Source organism: Paraburkholderia piptadeniae, from assembly GCF_900007165.1.
Lineage (GTDB): Bacteria > Pseudomonadota > Gammaproteobacteria > Burkholderiales > Burkholderiaceae > Paraburkholderia > Paraburkholderia piptadeniae.
Window position 1 is genome coordinate 76,040 of record NZ_CYGY02000056.1, and the last position, 16,618, is coordinate 92,657.

Sequence of the window (16,618 nt, forward strand, 5' to 3'; positions counted from 1 at the left end):
GAAGCGTTTCGGGATGTTTCCGCAGGGAGGCGGAATGCGATCGGGGAGCATAACGGGACATTGGCATTGACTTGCGTTTGCCGTGTACGACCACAGGCGAGGTAACAACCATGAGAATCAGGACATTGCTGGGGTCCGCGGCCTTGACCGCGACCCTGGTCCCGGCGCTGCTGTCCGCTACCGCGTGGGCCGATGGACCGAAGTCGGCCTATGACAATGGAGGCGTCAGCAATGCATCGCTCGATCCGGGCGAAGAGCAGATGACCGCCGATGACGAAAACAAGGCGCGCATGAAGGATCTGAGCGATGCCTATCACAACGGCTACAACGCCCGTGCCAAGGAGGACGCCGAGACGTATGCGTCGCTGAAGGAACAGCTGAAGCAATCGTCGAAAGCCTCGGTGCAGCAGCCTCCGCCGTTGCCGCCCGGCGCGCCCGGTAACGACGCCGCCCAGGTGAGGCGCGTCAGTCAGCCGCGCGTGGCACAGCAGGCGCTGCAAACCCAGCCAGCGTATGAGGACGAAGCAGCGCCCGTGCAGTACGCGCCCGCGCCACGGCCGCGCTATCGGCCCGCGCCCATGTATGCCCAGGCGCCCGCCTACGACGAACCCGCCGAAGATCCGGGCACGGTCGTCTTTCAGCCTTATCAGCCGCCTCCGCCTGTGCAGTACGTACCCGTCTATCAGCCCGTCTATGTAAGTCCGCCTGTCGTGCAGCAGGTCGTGCCCGCCCAGTACGCGGCTACGTGGCCCGTTTATCGGCCGCGCTATTACGGGTATGGCTGGCGATGAAAAGATAGACGCCGAACGCGGCTGGCCGCATCGCCAGCCGCGTTCGGCGGACGGACATCAGCCCCGAGGGGCTCGCGCTCACACGGTCATCCCGTGCATCCGGCGTCCGAAATGCGCGCGCTCCGCGCTGTCCATCAGCGCGAGGAACTGCTCGCTGTCCATGTGCACCAGTTCCTCATGATTGCCCGCCTCGAAGTAGACGTCCGGCTGATGGGCCAGGCTTTCGTCGAGATAGGTTTTCATGCCATAGGCGGCGCATATGGGCGGCAGCGCGCCGTATTCGCAGTCCTTGAACAGCTCACGCAGATCGATTTCTTTGGCGAGCGAAAGGCGGCGTCCCGTTTTCGACCAAAGCTCGGATAGCCTCACCGCATAGGTCGACGGCAGCACGGCGGCGATATAGCCTTGCTCGTCTTCGAACAGCACGGTCTTCGCGAGACGATCGCCCGGAATGTGAGCGGCCGCCGCCGTTTCCATGCTGGAATGGCTGTACGGATGGCGCAGGATTTCGTACTGGGAGCCCTTGTTGCGCAGGCAGTCCTCGAGCGTTGCAGACATTGACATGGCGCACCTCCTTTCGAACAAACGGAGAGAGGAAATAGTTCGGCTGCATCCTTCAGGATAGTTCGCTCGCGGGTGAAAAGCAGGTTGGCTTCATCAGCATGATGCGGGGCTGCATGCCCGGCGCCAGCCGACGCCCGAAACACATTGCGTCGCATCGCGTCGCATCGCACCGCACCGCGTCGTGGTGCGTTTTGTCCTCTCGTAGCGCCGAGGCGCTCATCAACCCGGCGTCAGCCCCTTTTCCTTCAACCATTCGAGATTGAACAGCCGGCTGCGATACAGCTCGCCGCGGTCGCATATCAGCGTCACGATCGTATGACCCGGCCCCATCTGCCGCGCGAGCGACACGGCCGCCGCAACGTTGATGCCCGTCGATCCGCCGACATACAGCCCTTCCTCGCGCAGCAACCGGTACACCATCGTCACGCACGACTGATCGTCGATGCGGCACGCGTCGTCGATTGCCGTGCCTTCGAGGTTTGCCGTGACGCGCGACGAGCCGATGCCCTCGGTGATCGAGTTGCCTTCCACCTTGATTTCCCCCGTCTTCACGAAGCTGTAGAGCCCGCTGCCGTGCGGATCGGCGAGCACGATTCGCACGCCGGGGCTCTTTTCCTTCAGGAAGCGGCTCACACCGGCGAGCGTGCCGCCCGTGCCCGTCGAGCATACGAACGCATCGACCTTGCCCGCCGTATCGCGCCAGATTTCCGGCCCCGTCGTCTCGTAGTGCGCCTGCCGGTTCACCACATTGTCAAACTGGTTGGCCCAGATCGCGTTGTCCATTTCCTGCGCGAGACGTCCGGCGATCTTCTGATAGTTGTTCGGGTCTTTGTACGGCGCAGCGGGCACGGGCCGCACTTCCGCGCCGAGAACGCGCAAAAGCTCCATTTTCGCGGGCGATTGCGTATCGGGAATCACAATCACGCTGCGATAGCCCCGCGCCGCGCAAATGTGCGCGAGGCCGATGCCCGTGTTGCCCGCCGTCCCTTCGACGACCGTGCCGCCGGGCTTGAGCGCGCCGCGCCGCTCGGCGTCCTGAATGATGTAGAGCGCAGCGCGGTCTTTCACGGAACCGCCCGGATTCAGAAATTCGGCCTTGCCGAGAATTTCGCAGCCGGTCTCCTCGCTGAGCGCCGCGAGCCTGATGAGCGGCGTATTGCCGATGCATCCGACGAAACCTTGCAGTACAGCCATGAGCGTCCCCTTTCGAATCGTCGGCAGCGTGACCTGCCATACGGAAAGAATAGGCGAAGCGCTCGCGAGGTCGTTTCGCCGCAAGCGGCTAGATCGTCACCGCATCGCGCAGGAAGTCCACCAACGCGGACTGCGTAGCATTCATCGTGCCGCCCGCGCTGATCAACGCAAGCTCCGTCGGCGGCAGACGCGGCAAGTCGAAGCACACGCTGTGCTCGGAAAGAACGGCTGTCGTCGGCAGCACGGTAATGCCCAGACCGGACGCCACCGCAGCCTGAATGCCCGTCAGGCTGTGACTGCCGAACGCCACGCGCCAGCTGCGCTGCGCCTGATCGAGGCAGCGGATTGCGCGCAGCCGATAGACGCAGCCTTGCGGAAAGAGCGCGAGCGGAATCGGCTCGCCGCCCTCGTCGGGCACTTCGACCTCGCGGCCGCGCACCCACACCAGCGACTCGGGCCATGACGCAAGACACTGGCCGCTTCCCGGCTCGCGCTTGACGAGCGCGATTTCGATCTCGCCGCTCGACAGCTTGCGGTGCAGATCGGCGCTCATGCCCGCGACGGTTTCGAGCCGCGCTTCCGGCCTTTCCCTGACGAAGCCGGAAAGAATCGACGCCATACGCTTCGCGTCGAAATCTTCCGGCACGCCGATGCGGATCGGCGTGCGCCACGCGTCGCTCGCGAGCGCGTCCTGTGCTTCCTGCGACAGCGCGATCAGCCGCCGCGCGTATTGCGCGAGCAGTTCGCCGTGTTCCGTTGCCGTGACCTGGTTGCCCGTGCGGTCTCTCAGAAGCAGCGTGCGGCCCACCATCTCTTCGAGACGCCGCACCTGCTGGCTGACGGTCGATTGCGTGCGATGCACGCGGTCGCCGGCCCGCGTGAAACTGCCCTCGTCGACGACGCAAACGAGCGTGTTCAACAGATCGAGATCGAGCATGGCTGGCGCCTCATATTTACATTTCCACTAACTGTGGCATTTTAATTTAATTTCCCAATAACGGTCGCGGGACTTAGCCTGTTGTTCATCTCGACGCCTCAGCAAAGGAACGAATCATGTCGCTCGACAACACACCTCGCCCCGCGTGGCTGACCTTCGACTGCTACGGCACGCTGATTCAATGGGACGAAGGCTTGCAAAGCGCCGTCGCGGAAATACTCGACAGCAAGGGTGCGTCGGCGATCGATCCGCGCGAACTGATCGCCGTCTATGACAGGCACGAGCATGCGCTCGAACAGACGCCGCCTCATCGCAGCTTTCGCGAAGTCGCGGGAGAAGCACTGCGTATCGCGCTCGGCGAATTCAGGCTGCGCGTGGACGATAACGATATCCGCACGCTCACCGACCACATCTCCGCGATGCCGCCGTTTCCCGAAGTGGTCGAGTCGTTGCGCGCGTTGAAGGAAAAGGGCTATCGTCTATGCATCGTATCGAACACCGACGATGACGTGATCGCAGGCAACGTCGCGCAACTCGGTGGCCATATCGATCGTGTGATCACTGCGCAGCAAGCGGGTGCGTACAAGCCGGACCGCCGGCTTTTCGACTATGCTCACGAACAGCTCGGCGTATCGCGCGACGACGTGGTGCATATCTGCGCAAGCCCGCATCTGGATCATGCGGCCGCGCGCGATATCGGCTTTCGATGTGTGTGGATCGATCGCGGCACGGGGCGCAAGCTCTTGTCCGACTACACGCCCGACGCAACCGTGCCGACGCTCGACCGCGTGCCGCCGCTCTTCGCATCGCCTGGCTGGTGAATATCGGCTGGTGAACATCAAACGGCAAGAGGATCGCCCTTCATGGCTCATACGCTCAACGTCAGGACCACGGCTGTCTCGCGCCGCGCGACGCTCGACTCGGACGCCGTGCGCGCCGCTCGCGTCGAACTCGCGGCCTGCTTTCAGCTGGCTGCGCAATACGGCTTCGAAGAAGGGGTGTGCAATCACTTTTCGGCAGTCGTGCCGGGGCACGACGATCTCTTCTTCGTCAATCCATACGGCTTTGCGTTTTCGGAGATCACGGCGTCAAGGCTTTTGATCTGCGATTTCGACGGCAACGTGATCGACGGCGACGGCCAGCCCGAAGCGACCGCCTTTTATATCCACGCGCGCCTGCATCGCGCGATGCCGCGCGTGAAGGCCGCGTTTCACACGCATATGCCGAACGCGACCACGCTGTGCCTGATCGAAGGTCCGCCGCTGTTATGGCTTGGACAGACGGCGCTGAAGTTCTATGGCCGCACCGCCGTCGACGAGCAGTACAACGGCCTCGCGCTCGACAATTCGGAAGGCGATCGCATCGCTAAGGCAATGGGCGAAGCGGACATCCTGTTCCTGAAGAATCACGGCGTGATGGTCGCGGGCGCGAGCATCGCCGAAGCGTGGGACGATCTGTACTATCTGGAACGAGCCGCCGAAGTGCAGCTCAAGGCGATGCAGAGCAATCGTCCGCTCAAGGCCGTGCCGCACGACGTCGCGCAACGCCCATACGAGCAGATGAGGCTGGGCGACAAGGAAAGCGCGCGTGCGCATCTGGACAGCGGAATGCGTCGCTTGCGCGACGCGGGGAATCCGTTCGACAGGTAACGGCTGATGTCCGCAACGGCTTTGTTCACGCCAGTGACGCCCGTCGCGGGCATCCCTTTCACGCGACTTCTACCGTCACTTCGGGCAGCGCGCGAAACGGCGCCAACAGTTCCTCGGTCGCCGTCGCAGAAGTAATGAGCCGCCAGTCGCGCTGAATGGGCGTCCAATGCTGCTGACGCGCGCGCCCTAGCTTGGCCGAATCCGCGAGCACGATGATCTCGGCCGCGCGGGCCACGATGCATTCTTTCAGATATGCCTGCTGAGCCGTCGTCTCGCACAGGCCGAAACCCGCGACGACACCGTCCGCGCCGAGAAACGCGCGATCGACGGTCAAGCGGCTCAGGATCAGTTCGGCAAGCGGCCCGAGCGTACTCATGCTCGACCCGCGCAACTCGCCGCCGATCAGCGTGAGCCGCACGCCCGGCGCATTCGCGAGCGACGTCACCGCGAGCAGGTTGTTCGTCACCACATGCAGGTTTTCTCGCGCGCACAGATGGCGCGCGAGCGCGGCACACGTCGTTCCGCCGTCGAGCAGCACCGTGTCGCCCTCGCGGACATGCGCGGCAGCCGCCTGCGCAATCGCTTCCTTTTGCTCGCTCTGTGCGGCCTTGCGTTCTTCGAGCGACGCTTCCGGTTCATGCACGCCGACCAGCGCCGTCGCGCCGCCATACGTGCGCACGAGCCTCCGCTGTTTTGCGAGCGCGGTCAGGTCGCGCCGGATCGTCGCTTCCGATACACCAAGCGCGGCGCACAACTCCTCGACGTTGGCATCGCGCGTACGAACAAGCTCAAGAATCGCCTGATGACGGTCAGTCGTTTTTTTCACATCGGCAGCAGCGTGAGAAAGGGTCTCGATCTTACACCAGCGATGCGCGCGCACGGCATCGAGGCCATGCGTAGCGCGCCTCGATTCGATTAACGGCGCGTCGCCAGTTCCGCACCCTGACGCAGCGCTTCGAGCATGCTGCCTTCATCGACGATGCCCTTGCCCGCGATATCGAACGCCGTGCCGTGATCGACCGATGTGCGGATCACTTCGAGCCCCACCGTCACGTTCACGCCCGCTTCGAGGCCGAGCACCTTCACGGGGCCGTGGCCCTGGTCGTGATACATCGCGACCACCAGATCGAAGTCGCCGCGGCCCGCGCGGAAGAACAGCGTGTCGGCGGGCAGCGGGCCCGTCACGTCGAGGCCGCGCTCCTGCAGCACCTTGATGGCGGGAATGATCTTCTCTTCCTCTTCGCCGTAGCCGAACAGGCCGTTCTCGCCCGCATGCGGATTGATCCCGCACACGCCGATGCGCGGCTTCTCGATGCCCGCCTTCACGAGCGTCGCGTGGCCGCGTTCGATGGTCCGCTGCACGAGACCCGGCTCGATCTTGCGGATCGCGTCAATGATGCCGATATGCGTCGTCACGTGAATCACGCGCAGTTGCGGCGCGACGAGCATCATCGACACTTCTTCGACACCCGTCAGGTGCGCGAGCATTTCCGTGTGGCCCGGGTACTTGTGGCCGCCCGCATGCAGCGCTTCCTTGTTGAGCGGCGCGGTGCAGATCGCGTCGATCTTGCCCGCCTGCGCGAGTTCGACGGCGCGCTTGATGTATTGGTAAGCGGCATCGCCGGCCAGCGCAGACAGCTTGCCGAACGGCAGGTCGTCGGGAATCAGGCCGAGGTCGATGCAGTCGATCGTGCCCTGCTCGTAGCGCGCTTCCGCTGCATCGCCGATGCGGCGAATCTTCATCTCGCCGCCGACGATCCGATTCGCGCGCTCGAGGCGCTTTGCATCGCCGATCACGAGCGGACGGCATTGCGCGTAGACGGACGAATGCGCAAGGCTCTTGACGACGACTTCCGCGCCAACGCCGGCTGCATCGCCCATCGTGATGCCGATTACAGGAAGGTAGTTGCTCATGATGTGATCTCGTCAGGCTTCAAGGTTTGATTCTGTTCATGCACGGACGTCAATGCGGGACGACGTCCGGTTCTGTTTCCGGTTCGATTTCGTTACGCAGCGTCAGCCACGCAGCGTACAACGCGTGATCGGTGCCGAATGCACCCGCCTTCGTCACGACGCCGGGGCAATGCGTGCGCGCTGCGCCAAGCGGCCGGCCGACGGCGACGCCCGCTTCGACTTCGGCCAGCAATTGCAGACTGCCGATATGTGCGGCCGCGAGCATCGCGCGCGCCGTCTCGCCGCCCGTCGCGATCAGCCCGCCCGTCTTCGTGAAGTGCGGCTCGACGAGCGCGGCGAGCGCCGTCGAAAGTTGCGCGCCTTCGGCGGGATCGAATGCATCGTCGCGGCCGATTCGCAGCAGCAGATCGACACCCGCCTGCAACGACACGCCGATCTGCTCCTGCAATGCGCGCCAGTCGCGATGGCTTTTGCCTTCCCGCAACACGGCAGGCGGCACCACCAGTTCTTCGACGCCGCCACGTTCGCGCAGCATTGCGCACTGCCGCTCGCTGACAGCCGACAGGCTGCCGACGAGAATCAGGATCGGACCGCCGGGAAACGGCGCAACGTCCGGCTTGCGGCCGGTTGCGCCGTTGCGCGGGTTCAGCGCGGCGATCTCGCGCGCAAGTCCGCCCGAGCCGACCCAGAAGAACGGCGCGTCGCCGTGCAGTGTCGCTTGAGCGAGCGCGCGCAGCGACTGCTCGCTCTGCGTATCGACGATCAGCGCCTGCACGCCATTCGCGGCCATCGCGCCGATGCACACAGCGAGCGTCTCAGGTTCGTCGCGCAACGCTTCGGCGTCGAGCCGGTCCGTTTTCAGACCGGCCGACTCGAGTTGCGTGGCGATATCGGCAGGCAGTCCCGCGTGTTCCAGCTTCCACGTGGCCGTCTCTTCGAGCGGCTCGCCGTACACGTAGACACAGCCGCCGCGCACCGTGCGGCCCGTCGCGGGGAACGCGGGCGCGACGATCGCCATGCCCGCGAGCGCTTGCAGGCCCGCGACTTCGGCGGCCCAGTTGCCGCGCAATGTCGAGTCGATTTTCTTGTAGAGGCGCTGGTCGCGCGCGCTCATTTCCGCATAGGCGGCCGACGTGCGCGCCGCCGCATCGTGAGGCGCGAGACGGCGCGTGTCCGTATCGATGGCGATCGTGTCGGCGCCGTCATGCGCCTGCGTGCGCTGCGCATCGAGCGTGACGACCGTCCGATGGCCGGCGCTCGCGAATCCGATCGCGCAGTCCGCGGCACCCGACAGGTCGTCCGCAATGATCAGAATCTTCATCGTGCCAGCCCTTGGCGATTCTCCGTGCGAGCGCGTTCATTGCGCTGCTGATAGCGCTTCGCGATCGCCGAGGTCAGGATCGGCGACAGGATGGCCGTCACGACGACGCACGCGGCAACCAGCAAGGTCGCGCTTTTCGCCGCTTCGTTGTACACGGGGTTCGCCGCGGCGACGAGCGCCGGCACGGCGGCTGCATTACCCGCCGTATTGGCCGCCGCCACGCCGGCGACGCCCGTGCCGCCCGTCAGGCGGTCGGCGAAATACAGCGGAATGCCCGTCACGATCACGACGGCGATACCGAGGCCGATGCCCAGCAGTCCAGCTTGCCACACCTTGTGCAGATCGAGACCGGCGCCGAGCGCAAGCGCGAAGAATGGAATCATCACGGGGACGGCCTTCGCGAGGAAGTCGCGCATGTCGCGGTCCAGGTTGCCGAGCAGCATGCCGAGCGCAAGCGGCAGAATGCTGCCGACCAGCGTCTGCCACGGGAACGCCGACAGACCCGCGACGCCCAGCGTCACCATCGTCAGGAACGGGCCCGATTCGAGCGACATCAGCGTATAGGCGCCGACGTCTTCCGAGCGGCCATATTGGCCCATCAGCGCCATGTAGAGGCCGCCGTTCGTGTCGTTCATCGCGGCGACGACGGCCAGCGTCGAGATGCCCGCGAAGAGCCCCGACGAAACCGGCTGCTCGCCGATCATGTGCCCGAGAATCACGCCGATGATCACAGCCGCGCCCACCTTCGTGACCAGCAGCGCGCCGCCCTTTTTCATCAGATACGGCGTCGCCTTGACGTCGATGCTCGCGCCCATGCAGACGTAGAACACAGCGAGGATCGGCAGCGCACCTGTAAAGAGCGCGCTGGTGAACGAACCGAAGAATTTCGGCATGCCCGGCATGAACGTCGCCACTAGCGCGCCGATGAGCAACGGCACGATCATCATGCCGCCTGGAACGCGCTCGATCGAGCGCTTGATGGGAATCTGAACCATGCGAGTCTCCTTCCTGGTTTTGTTCGTCAGTCGCGTCCAAGCCGCGATTTTTGATTGAAACACTCACCATTAGATCGAAACGATCAGTCCGCAGTGTAGTTGCTTTCAAATAATTGCGCAAATCAGTCAATCAATTTGATCGAAACGATCATTTTGGACGGTGAGCGGAAGAAGGCGCGAGCGCGCGACGCAGCGGAATAAAAAAAGACAGGCGGCCCCGTCATCGGGGCCGCCTGTCTTCATGTAGAAGAACGGCTTGCGGCCTTTCAGTTCAGACGGAATCGCAATCTGAAAACGCGCCCCCGTGCTCCTTCACACCACTAGCGCTTACGCCGCTGCGATGACGTCGATACGCAGCGCTTCGCCACCCGCCGCGATTTCCAGCAGACGATCGACGTTCGGGTGCGCGCCCGGCCGATTGCGCGCATCGGCCGTATGCTCGGCGAACACGGCGAGGCCATGTTCCGCGGCCTTCGCATCGAGCGAACCAAACGCCTGCCGCAGATAGTGATAGACCGCCAACGAGCCCTGCTTGCCCGGCTTGTTCTCGATGCTTGCCACGATGGCGCCCTTGCCGTCGACCAGTTCGATGCGCTCGATGCCGTCGATGCCCGGCAGTTGCGCGAGGTTGTCCTTGAATACGTTGCTCGGTTGAATCACTGAATACGCTCCGTCGGTTCGGGATATAACGTGTGGGCCCGCATTTTATCCGATCGCTTTTATTCGATCGCTTCGACACGCGAGTCGTCTGCGGGAAAAGTCATGACATAGCGCACGCGTCGTCTTTCTCATCTGCTGCTATCGATTTCGCGTCATCTGCGTCTTGCCGGCCAATGCATCGACCAGTAGATTTGAAAGCACATTTCACATTGGGATAGAAGTGTTCGGCATCGCCGGACACTGCGCGTGAAGCGCATGCCCTCGACATCAGCCATGTACCAGTACAACGAGTTTGATAAAGCCTTCCTGCTGAATCGCGCCGCGCAGTTCCGCGACCAGATCGAACGCTGGCAGGACGGCCGATTGAGTGAAGACGCATTCCGTCCATTGCGCCTGCAAAACGGCTGGTACGTGCAGCGGCACGCGCCGATGTTGCGCGTGGCCGTTCCTTATGGCGAGCTGTCGAGCGCGCAGCTTCGCGTGCTCGCCCGTGTCGCGCGCGAATTCGACGCGCCGGAAGAAGACGTCTACCGACGCGCGCTCGACACGCAGCGCAAGCTCGGCACCGTTCGTCTTCCAACGCATCATGCGCACTTCACGACGCGCACCAACGTACAGTTCAACTGGATTCCGCTCGCGAAAGCGGCCGACGTGATGGACCTGCTCGCAACCGTCAACATGCACGGCATTCAGACGAGCGGCAACTGCATCCGCAACATCTCCTGCGATGAACGCGCGGGCGTCGCGCCCGATGAAATCGCAGACCCGCGCCCTTTCGCGGAGATCATGCGTCAGTGGACGACGCTGCACCCCGAGTTCGCTTTTCTGCCTCGCAAGTTCAAGATTGCGATTACGGGCGCAAGCGACGATCGCGCGGCGACGGACTGGCATGACGTCGGGCTTCGCCTTCGCTACGACGAACACGGCGACCTGGGCTTTCGCGTGACGGTGGGCGGCGGCATGGGACGCACGCCCGTCATCGGCACGGTGCTGCGCGAGTTCTTGCCGTGGCAGCACATCATGAATTACATCGAGGCCGTCGTGCGCGTCTATAACCAGTACGGACGGCGCGACAACAAGTACAAGGCGCGCATCAAGATTCTCGTGAAGGCGGAAGGCCAGAAGTACATCGACGAAGTGGAAGAAGAGTTCCGCCAGATCGTCGAGCATGACGGCGGACCGCATACGATTCCGCAAGAAGAACTGGCGCGCGTCAGTGCGTATTTCGTGCCGCCTTCCGTTTCTGCGCCCCATGAGACGTCGGACGCAAATGCGCGCGAGCAACTGCACGATACTGCCCAGCAGAATCCGCAATTCGCGCGCTGGCTGGAGCGCAACGTCGCGCTTCACAAAGATCCGTCGCTGCGGATCGTCACGTTGTCGTTCAAGCGTCTGCTTCAGGCACCGGGCGACGCATCGGCTGATCAGCTCGATCGCGTCGCGGACCTCGTGGACCAGTATTCGGCAGGTGAGGCGCGCGTGACGCATACGCAGAACATCGTGCTTCCGTGGGTTCATGAAAACGATCTGCTCGCGTTGTGGAAAGCCGCACTCAGCGTGGGTCTCGCGAGCGCGAACGTGCATCTGCTGACGGACATGATCGCGTGCCCCGGCGGCGACTTCTGCGCACTCGCCAACGCACGCTCGCTGCCCATCGCACAGGCGATCACGGAGCGCTATCAAGACCTCGACGAACTCGAAGACATCGGCGAAGTCGATCTGCACATCAGCGGCTGCATCAATTCGTGCGGGCATCACCATAGCGGACATATCGGCATTCTCGGAGTGGATAAGGACGGCGCCGAGTGGTATCAGGTCACGCTGGGCGGGTCCGATGGATCGTACGCAAGCGGCGATGCGCAGCCGGGCAAGGTGATCGGCCCGTCGTTCTCGGCGCACGAAGTGCCCGACGTGATCGAAGCGGTGCTGCGAACCTATGTCGAACGCAGACACGCAAATGGCCTGCACGGTGAGACCTTCATCGAAACCGTGCGGCGCGTGGGCCTCGATCCGTTCAAGGCCGCCGCAAATGCGGCGCGCACACCGATGGAGGTTCCGGCATGAACGGCAACGCACGCATCCGGCTTCTCGACCCGGCCGCGCATCTCACGGATGTCGTCGATCCCATCGTCGCGCTCGATAACGACGCCGATCCGCTCGATCACCGCGACGCGATTGCGCAAGCGCAGCGCGTCGAACTTCACTTTCCGAGCTTCACGGACGGCAGAGCCTTTAGCCAGGCGTATCTGATACGGCGGCGGCTCGGCTTCACGGGCGATTTGCGCGCAACGGGCGATGTACTCGCAGATCAGCTGATCCAGATGGAGCGAACGGGCTTCTCGAGCGCTGTGCTCAAAGAAGGCGTCGATTCAGGCGACGCGCAACGGCAACTCGATCGCTTCGCGTCCTTTTATCAAGGAGATGTGGTTCGCGATGCGCCGTTTCGGCGTCACGAGCAGGAAGTGAAAGCGAACGCCTGAAGATCCCGCGCGCAATGACAGGTGCGCACACAGCACAGTCTGCAAATAGATATTGCCGCGATGCGCATCGACGCATCGCGGCAATTTTTATTTCCTTCGGCTTCGCATGCCGGGCCGATACAACTCACCGGCCCGGCATGTTTCGCCACACGTCAGTCACGCGCAAGCGCACGCTCGATCGTGATCTGCGTCGGCATCATATTGATGTTCGCGTTGTGAATGACCCAAAGCGAACCCGCGACGATGATGACGATCGCCAACGCGGTACAGACGAATATCGCCGTATTCGCGCGCTGATCGTCGGCTGAACCGAGGTGCAGGAAGTACTTCAGCTGCACGACGAGTTGCACGACACACAGCACGACCACAGCCGTCAGCCCCATCGACTTTGGAACGGCATGCGTCATGACGACGCCAAACGAAGCAAAGGTCAGCACGAGCGACAACAGCATGCCGACGACATAGCTCTTCACGCTGCCGTGCGACGCATGATGAACGCGCGCATGCGCAACGTTCGAATGAGATGATTTGCTCATAGAAACTCACGCAGATAGACAAGGCTGAACACGCAGATCCATACGAGATCGAGGAAGTGCCAAAAGAGACTCAGACACGCAATGCGCCGCCGCGTCACCGGCGTGAGCCCGAATCGGCTGATCTGATGCATCATCACGACGATCCACAGCAGACCGCTCGTCACGTGCAATCCATGCGTGCCGACGAGCACGAAGTAGCTCGACAGGAACGCACTCGTCGAAGGGCCTGCGCCGTCGCTCACCAGCTTGGCGAACTCATAAACCTCCATGCCGATGAATGCCGCGCCCAGAACGAAAGTCACGGCGAGCCAGCGAATTACCTTTCCGCGCTGGTTCGCGTGCGCGCTCAACATGCCCATGCCGAACGTGAAGCTGCTCGCGAGCAGCAGCAAGGTCTCGCCCAGCACGTAGGGCAATTCGAACAGTTGCCTGCCCGAAGGCCCGCCCGCCGTTGCATTGGCGAGCACGCCGAAGGTCGCGAACAGCGTCGCGAAGATGAGGCAGTCGCTCATCAGGTAGATCCAGAACCCGAGCGTGGTGCGGGTTCCGTCGTCGTGGCCGTGACTGTCGTGATGATCGCGGGCCCGGTAGGTTGAAACACTGGTCATGGTCAGGCAGCCTCGGCAAGTTTCTCGAAACGCTCGCTCTCGATCCGCGCCACTTCCGCAGCGGGAACGTAGTAGTCGACGTCCTGATCGTAGGTGCGCGCGATGAAGGTCGCGATCATGCCGATCAGCCCGACGATCGCGAAGACCCACATGTGCCACACCATCGCAAAGCAGAACAGCATGCTGAACGCGGAGATGATGACGCCCGCCCCCGTGTTGCGTGGCATATGGATGTCCTCGTATTTGGCGGGCCTTGCATGGGCGCGTCCCGACTTCTTGTTGTCCCAGTGCTGTTCGAGCGACGTAATGACGGGAACGATCGCGAAGTTATAGAACGGCGCGGGCGATGAAGTCGACCATTCGAGGCTGCGGCCGTCCCACGGATCACCCGTGAGATCGCGGTTCTGCTCGCGATTGCGGATGCTCACGGCGAACTGGATCAGCAAGGCCAGAATGCCCATGCCGACGATCATAGCGCCGACGAGCGCGACGATCAGCCAGGGGTGCCACTCGGGAACCGAGTAGTGATTCATCCGGCGCGTCATGCCTTCGAAGCCAAGGATATACAGCGGCGTAAACGCGAGCCAGTAGCCGACGAGCCAGCACCAGAAAGCGACCTTGCCCCAGAACTCGTCGAGCGTGAAGCCGAATACTTTCGGGAACCAGTAGCTGATGCCCGCGAGACAACCGAACACGACGCCGCCGATGATCACGTTGTGAAAGTGCGCGACGAGGAACAGGCTGTTGTGCAGCACGAAGTCCGCGCCAGGCACGGCAAGCAGCACGCCCGTCATGCCGCCCACCGCGAAGGTGACCATGAAGCCGATCGTCCACAGCGTCGACGAGTGATAGCGAATGCGGCCGCGATACATCGTGAAGAGCCAGTTGAACAGCTTCACGCCCGTCGGGATCGAAATGATCGACGTCATGATGCCAAAGAACGCATTGACGTTCGCGCCCGATCCCATCGTGAAGAAGTGGTGCAGCCACACGAAGAACGACAGGATGCCAATCGACGACGTTGCGTACACCATCGACTTGTAGCCGAACAGCGGCTTGCCCGAGAACGTCGCGATGATTTCCGAGAACGCGCCGAATGCCGGCAGGATCAGGATGTACACCTCGGGGTGGCCCCATACCCAGATGAGGTTGATGTACATCATCGCGTTGCCGCCGAGCTCGTTCGTGAAGAAGTGCATGTCGAGATAGCGGTCCGCCGTGAGCAGCGCGAGTGTGCCCGTGAGCACGGGGAACACGGCGACGATCAGGATGTTCGTGATCAACGCGGTCCAGCAGAAGACGGGCATCTTCATCAGGTTCAGACCCGGCGCGCGCATGCGCAGAATCGTCACGATGAAGTTGATGCCGCTCAGCGTCGTGCCTAAGCCGGAGACCTGTAGCGACCATATGTAATAGTCGACGCCCGCTGTTGGACTATAGCCAAGCTCCGACAACGGCGGATAGGCGACCCAGCCCGTCGCCGCAAAATCGCCGACGAACATCGAGATCATCACGAGCAGCGCGCCGACCACGGACAGCCAGAAGCTCAGCGAATTGACGAACGGATACGCGACGTCGCGCGCGCCGAGCTGCAGCGGCACGACGACATTCATCAAGCCGAGAATGAGCGGCGTCGCCACGAAGAAGATCATGATCACGCCGTGCGCGGTGAAGATCTGATCGTAGTGATGCGGCGGCAGATAACCCGCGGCATCGTTGAATGCAATCGCCTGCTGCGCGCGCATCATGATCGCGTCGGCGAAACCGCGCAGCAGCATCACGAGCGCGAGAATGATGTACATCACGCCGATCCGCTTGTGATCGACCGACGTGATCCATTCCTTCCACAGGTATGTCCACTTGCCGGCGTAAGTGACGGCGCCGAGCAGCGCGAGTCCCAACACTATCACGACACCGAGCGTGCCCATGATGATGGGCTCGTGATACGGAATCGCATCGAGCGTAAGTTTTCCAAACATATGAACTACTCCGATACCAAAGCTGCGTGTGAAGGCAAGCCGGCAGGCTTCACGGACATGCCCGTCATGCCCGTCGCGCCTGTCGTGCAGATGGGGTTGCCCGACGCATCTCGCATGTACTGGTTGACGATGCCGTCGAAGAGGCCCGGCGCCACGCTGCTATAAAGCGTGGCGGCAACTTTTCGGCTGGGCTGTTGCAGGACATCGTAGGCAGGCACATCGAGCACTTGCCGCGAGGCTCGCGCGCGCGCGATCCATGCATCGAAGTCGCCGCGATTCGTGACGACCGCATTGAAGTTCATGTCGGAGAAGCCCGGTCCGCTAAACGCGGACGACCGGCCCGCATACGTACCGACGCTATTCGCGATCAGATGAAGCTGTGTCTGCATGCCCGACATCGCATACACCTGGCTGCCCAATTGCGGAATGAAGAACGAATTCATCAACGATTCCGCCGTCAATTTGAAATCGACGGGCGTATTGACGGGCAGTGCCAGCTGGTTGACGGAAGCGACGCCATAGTCCGGGTAGATGAACAGCCACTTCCAGTTCAGTGCGACCACTTCCACGCGAACCGGCTTCACGTCGGATTCGAGCGGCTTGTAGGGATCGAGGCTGTGCGTTGTCTTCCAGATCAGGACGGCAAGCGTCGCGACAATGAGGCAGGGAATCGTCCACACGACGACTTCGATCGCGTTCGAATGCGCCCACGTCGGCGCATACGTCGCCTTCGTGTTCGATGCGCGGTAACGCCATGCGAAATACAGCGTGAGCAGGATCACGGGTATCACGACGAGCAGCATCAATCCGAGCGCGATCAGGATCAGATTCTTTTCCTGCACGCCGATCGAACCCTTCGGGTCGAAGAGGACCATGCTGCATCCGCCGAGCAGGCTGAGCGCGCCCGCGGCGGCGATCCGGCCGGCCCGGACGAGATGCCTTCGAAATGGATGGAAGCGGGGCCATCGTCCCGCTGTATGGGGAGGGCCC

General features: G+C 62.7%; 17 protein-coding genes. 5 read left to right on the forward strand and 12 right to left on the reverse strand.

What is annotated here, in order from left to right:
* Positions 1 to 110: 110 nt before the first annotated feature.
* Positions 111 to 791, forward strand: coding sequence for a hypothetical protein (locus BN2476_RS28020; RefSeq protein WP_087737475.1), 681 nt, complete (start codon positions 111 to 113; stop codon positions 789 to 791).
* Positions 792 to 869: 78 nt separating this feature from the next.
* On the opposite strand, the gene BN2476_RS28025 is transcribed toward BN2476_RS28020, so the two are convergent.
* The 3 genes from BN2476_RS28025 to BN2476_RS28035 form a co-directional block, all read right to left on the reverse strand.
* Positions 870 to 1,355: an aminoacyl-tRNA deacylase gene (locus BN2476_RS28025; protein ID WP_087737476.1), complete on the reverse strand. Its 486-nt coding sequence runs from the start codon at positions 1,353 to 1,355 to the stop codon at positions 870 to 872.
* Positions 1,356 to 1,574: 219 nt separating this feature from the next.
* Positions 1,575 to 2,549, reverse strand: coding sequence for a cysteine synthase A (locus BN2476_RS28030; protein WP_087737477.1), 975 nt, complete (start codon positions 2,547 to 2,549; stop codon positions 1,575 to 1,577).
* 88 nt (positions 2,550 to 2,637) lie between these two features.
* Positions 2,638 to 3,486, reverse strand: coding sequence for a LysR family transcriptional regulator (locus BN2476_RS28035; RefSeq protein WP_087737478.1), 849 nt, complete (start codon positions 3,484 to 3,486; stop codon positions 2,638 to 2,640).
* Positions 3,487 to 3,602: 116 nt separating this feature from the next.
* Between BN2476_RS28035 and BN2476_RS28040 the strand changes: the two genes are divergently transcribed.
* Together BN2476_RS28040 and BN2476_RS28045 are read left to right on the forward strand one after the other, a co-directional pair.
* Positions 3,603 to 4,307 (forward strand): haloacid dehalogenase type II, encoded by a 705-nt coding sequence (locus BN2476_RS28040; RefSeq protein ID WP_087737479.1) that lies wholly within the window; start codon positions 3,603 to 3,605, stop codon positions 4,305 to 4,307.
* A 42-nt stretch (positions 4,308 to 4,349) separates the two neighbouring features.
* Complete coding sequence (locus BN2476_RS28045; protein ID WP_087737480.1) at positions 4,350 to 5,135, forward strand: aldolase; 786 nt, start codon at positions 4,350 to 4,352, stop codon at positions 5,133 to 5,135.
* Positions 5,136 to 5,193: 58 nt separating this feature from the next.
* Here the strand turns inward: BN2476_RS28045 and BN2476_RS28050 are convergent, their stop codons facing one another.
* From BN2476_RS28050 to BN2476_RS28070, 5 genes are all read right to left on the reverse strand, one after another.
* Positions 5,194 to 5,961 carry a DeoR/GlpR family DNA-binding transcription regulator gene (locus BN2476_RS28050; protein ID WP_087737481.1) on the reverse strand — a complete coding sequence of 256 codons (768 nt, stop codon included), beginning with the start codon at positions 5,959 to 5,961 and terminating at the stop codon, positions 5,194 to 5,196.
* Positions 5,962 to 6,050: 89 nt separating this feature from the next.
* Entirely contained in the window at positions 6,051 to 7,049 is a 999-nt protein-coding gene (gene pdxA, locus BN2476_RS28055; protein WP_087737482.1) for a 4-hydroxythreonine-4-phosphate dehydrogenase PdxA, read from the reverse strand.
* 49 nt (positions 7,050 to 7,098) lie between these two features.
* Positions 7,099 to 8,370 carry a four-carbon acid sugar kinase family protein gene (locus BN2476_RS28060; protein WP_087737483.1) on the reverse strand — a complete coding sequence of 424 codons (1,272 nt, stop codon included), beginning with the start codon at positions 8,368 to 8,370 and terminating at the stop codon, positions 7,099 to 7,101.
* Entirely contained in the window at positions 8,367 to 9,365 is a 999-nt protein-coding gene (locus BN2476_RS28065; RefSeq protein ID WP_087737484.1) for a 2-keto-3-deoxygluconate permease, read from the reverse strand. Before BN2476_RS28065 ends, BN2476_RS28060 begins: the two co-directional genes overlap by 4 nt.
* A 327-nt stretch (positions 9,366 to 9,692) precedes the next feature.
* Positions 9,693 to 10,025, reverse strand: coding sequence for a DUF2322 family protein (locus tag BN2476_RS28070; RefSeq protein ID WP_087737485.1), 333 nt, complete (start codon positions 10,023 to 10,025; stop codon positions 9,693 to 9,695).
* A 273-nt stretch (positions 10,026 to 10,298) separates the two neighbouring features.
* Between BN2476_RS28070 and BN2476_RS28075 the strand changes: the two genes are divergently transcribed.
* Entirely contained in the window at positions 10,299 to 12,089 is a 1,791-nt protein-coding gene (locus tag BN2476_RS28075) for a nitrite/sulfite reductase (RefSeq protein ID WP_087737486.1), read from the forward strand.
* Positions 12,086 to 12,505, forward strand: coding sequence for a DUF934 domain-containing protein (locus BN2476_RS28080; protein WP_087737487.1), 420 nt, complete (start codon positions 12,086 to 12,088; stop codon positions 12,503 to 12,505). Before BN2476_RS28075 ends, BN2476_RS28080 begins: the two co-directional genes overlap by 4 nt.
* 152 nt (positions 12,506 to 12,657) lie before the next feature.
* On the opposite strand, the gene cyoD is transcribed toward BN2476_RS28080, so the two are convergent.
* The 4 genes from cyoD to cyoA are packed head-to-tail and all read right to left on the reverse strand — an operon-like array spanning position 12,658 to position 16,503.
* Complete coding sequence (gene cyoD / locus BN2476_RS28085; protein ID WP_087737488.1) at positions 12,658 to 13,041, reverse strand: cytochrome o ubiquinol oxidase subunit IV; 384 nt, start codon at positions 13,039 to 13,041, stop codon at positions 12,658 to 12,660.
* A complete protein-coding gene (gene cyoC, locus BN2476_RS28090) occupies positions 13,038 to 13,649 on the reverse strand; it encodes a cytochrome o ubiquinol oxidase subunit III (protein WP_087737489.1) in 612 nt (203 codons plus the stop codon). Before cyoC ends, cyoD begins: the two co-directional genes overlap by 4 nt.
* A gap of 2 nt (positions 13,650 to 13,651) precedes the next feature.
* Complete coding sequence (gene cyoB, locus BN2476_RS28095; RefSeq protein WP_087737490.1) at positions 13,652 to 15,628, reverse strand: cytochrome o ubiquinol oxidase subunit I; 1,977 nt, start codon at positions 15,626 to 15,628, stop codon at positions 13,652 to 13,654.
* Between the two features lie 5 nt (positions 15,629 to 15,633).
* Positions 15,634 to 16,503 (reverse strand): ubiquinol oxidase subunit II, encoded by an 870-nt coding sequence (cyoA, locus tag BN2476_RS28100; RefSeq protein WP_235850992.1) that lies wholly within the window; start codon positions 16,501 to 16,503, stop codon positions 15,634 to 15,636.
* Positions 16,504 to 16,618 lie beyond the last annotated feature (115 nt).

Coding starts and splice junctions, on each gene's coding strand:
- BN2476_RS28020 (WP_087737475.1), top strand. CDS start 111: ATGAGAATCAGGACATTGCTGGGGTCCGCGGCCTTGACCGCGACCCTG.
- BN2476_RS28025 (WP_087737476.1), bottom strand. CDS start 1,355: ATGTCAATGTCTGCAACGCTCGAGGACTGCCTGCGCAACAAGGGCTCC.
- BN2476_RS28030 (WP_087737477.1), bottom strand. CDS start 2,549: ATGGCTGTACTGCAAGGTTTCGTCGGATGCATCGGCAATACGCCGCTC.
- BN2476_RS28035 (WP_087737478.1), bottom strand. CDS start 3,486: ATGCTCGATCTCGATCTGTTGAACACGCTCGTTTGCGTCGTCGACGAG.
- BN2476_RS28040 (WP_087737479.1), top strand. CDS start 3,603: ATGTCGCTCGACAACACACCTCGCCCCGCGTGGCTGACCTTCGACTGC.
- BN2476_RS28045 (WP_087737480.1), top strand. CDS start 4,350: ATGGCTCATACGCTCAACGTCAGGACCACGGCTGTCTCGCGCCGCGCG.
- pdxA (WP_087737482.1), bottom strand. CDS start 7,049: ATGAGCAACTACCTTCCTGTAATCGGCATCACGATGGGCGATGCAGCC.
- BN2476_RS28060 (WP_087737483.1), bottom strand. CDS start 8,370: ATGAAGATTCTGATCATTGCGGACGACCTGTCGGGTGCCGCGGACTGC.
- BN2476_RS28065 (WP_087737484.1), bottom strand. CDS start 9,365: ATGGTTCAGATTCCCATCAAGCGCTCGATCGAGCGCGTTCCAGGCGGC.
- BN2476_RS28075 (WP_087737486.1), top strand. CDS start 10,299: ATGTACCAGTACAACGAGTTTGATAAAGCCTTCCTGCTGAATCGCGCC.
- BN2476_RS28080 (WP_087737487.1), top strand. CDS start 12,086: ATGAACGGCAACGCACGCATCCGGCTTCTCGACCCGGCCGCGCATCTC.
- cyoD (WP_087737488.1), bottom strand. CDS start 13,041: ATGAGCAAATCATCTCATTCGAACGTTGCGCATGCGCGCGTTCATCAT.
- cyoC (WP_087737489.1), bottom strand. CDS start 13,649: ATGACCAGTGTTTCAACCTACCGGGCCCGCGATCATCACGACAGTCAC.
- cyoB (WP_087737490.1), bottom strand. CDS start 15,628: ATGTTTGGAAAACTTACGCTCGATGCGATTCCGTATCACGAGCCCATC.
- cyoA (WP_235850992.1), bottom strand. CDS start 16,503: ATGGTCCTCTTCGACCCGAAGGGTTCGATCGGCGTGCAGGAAAAGAAT.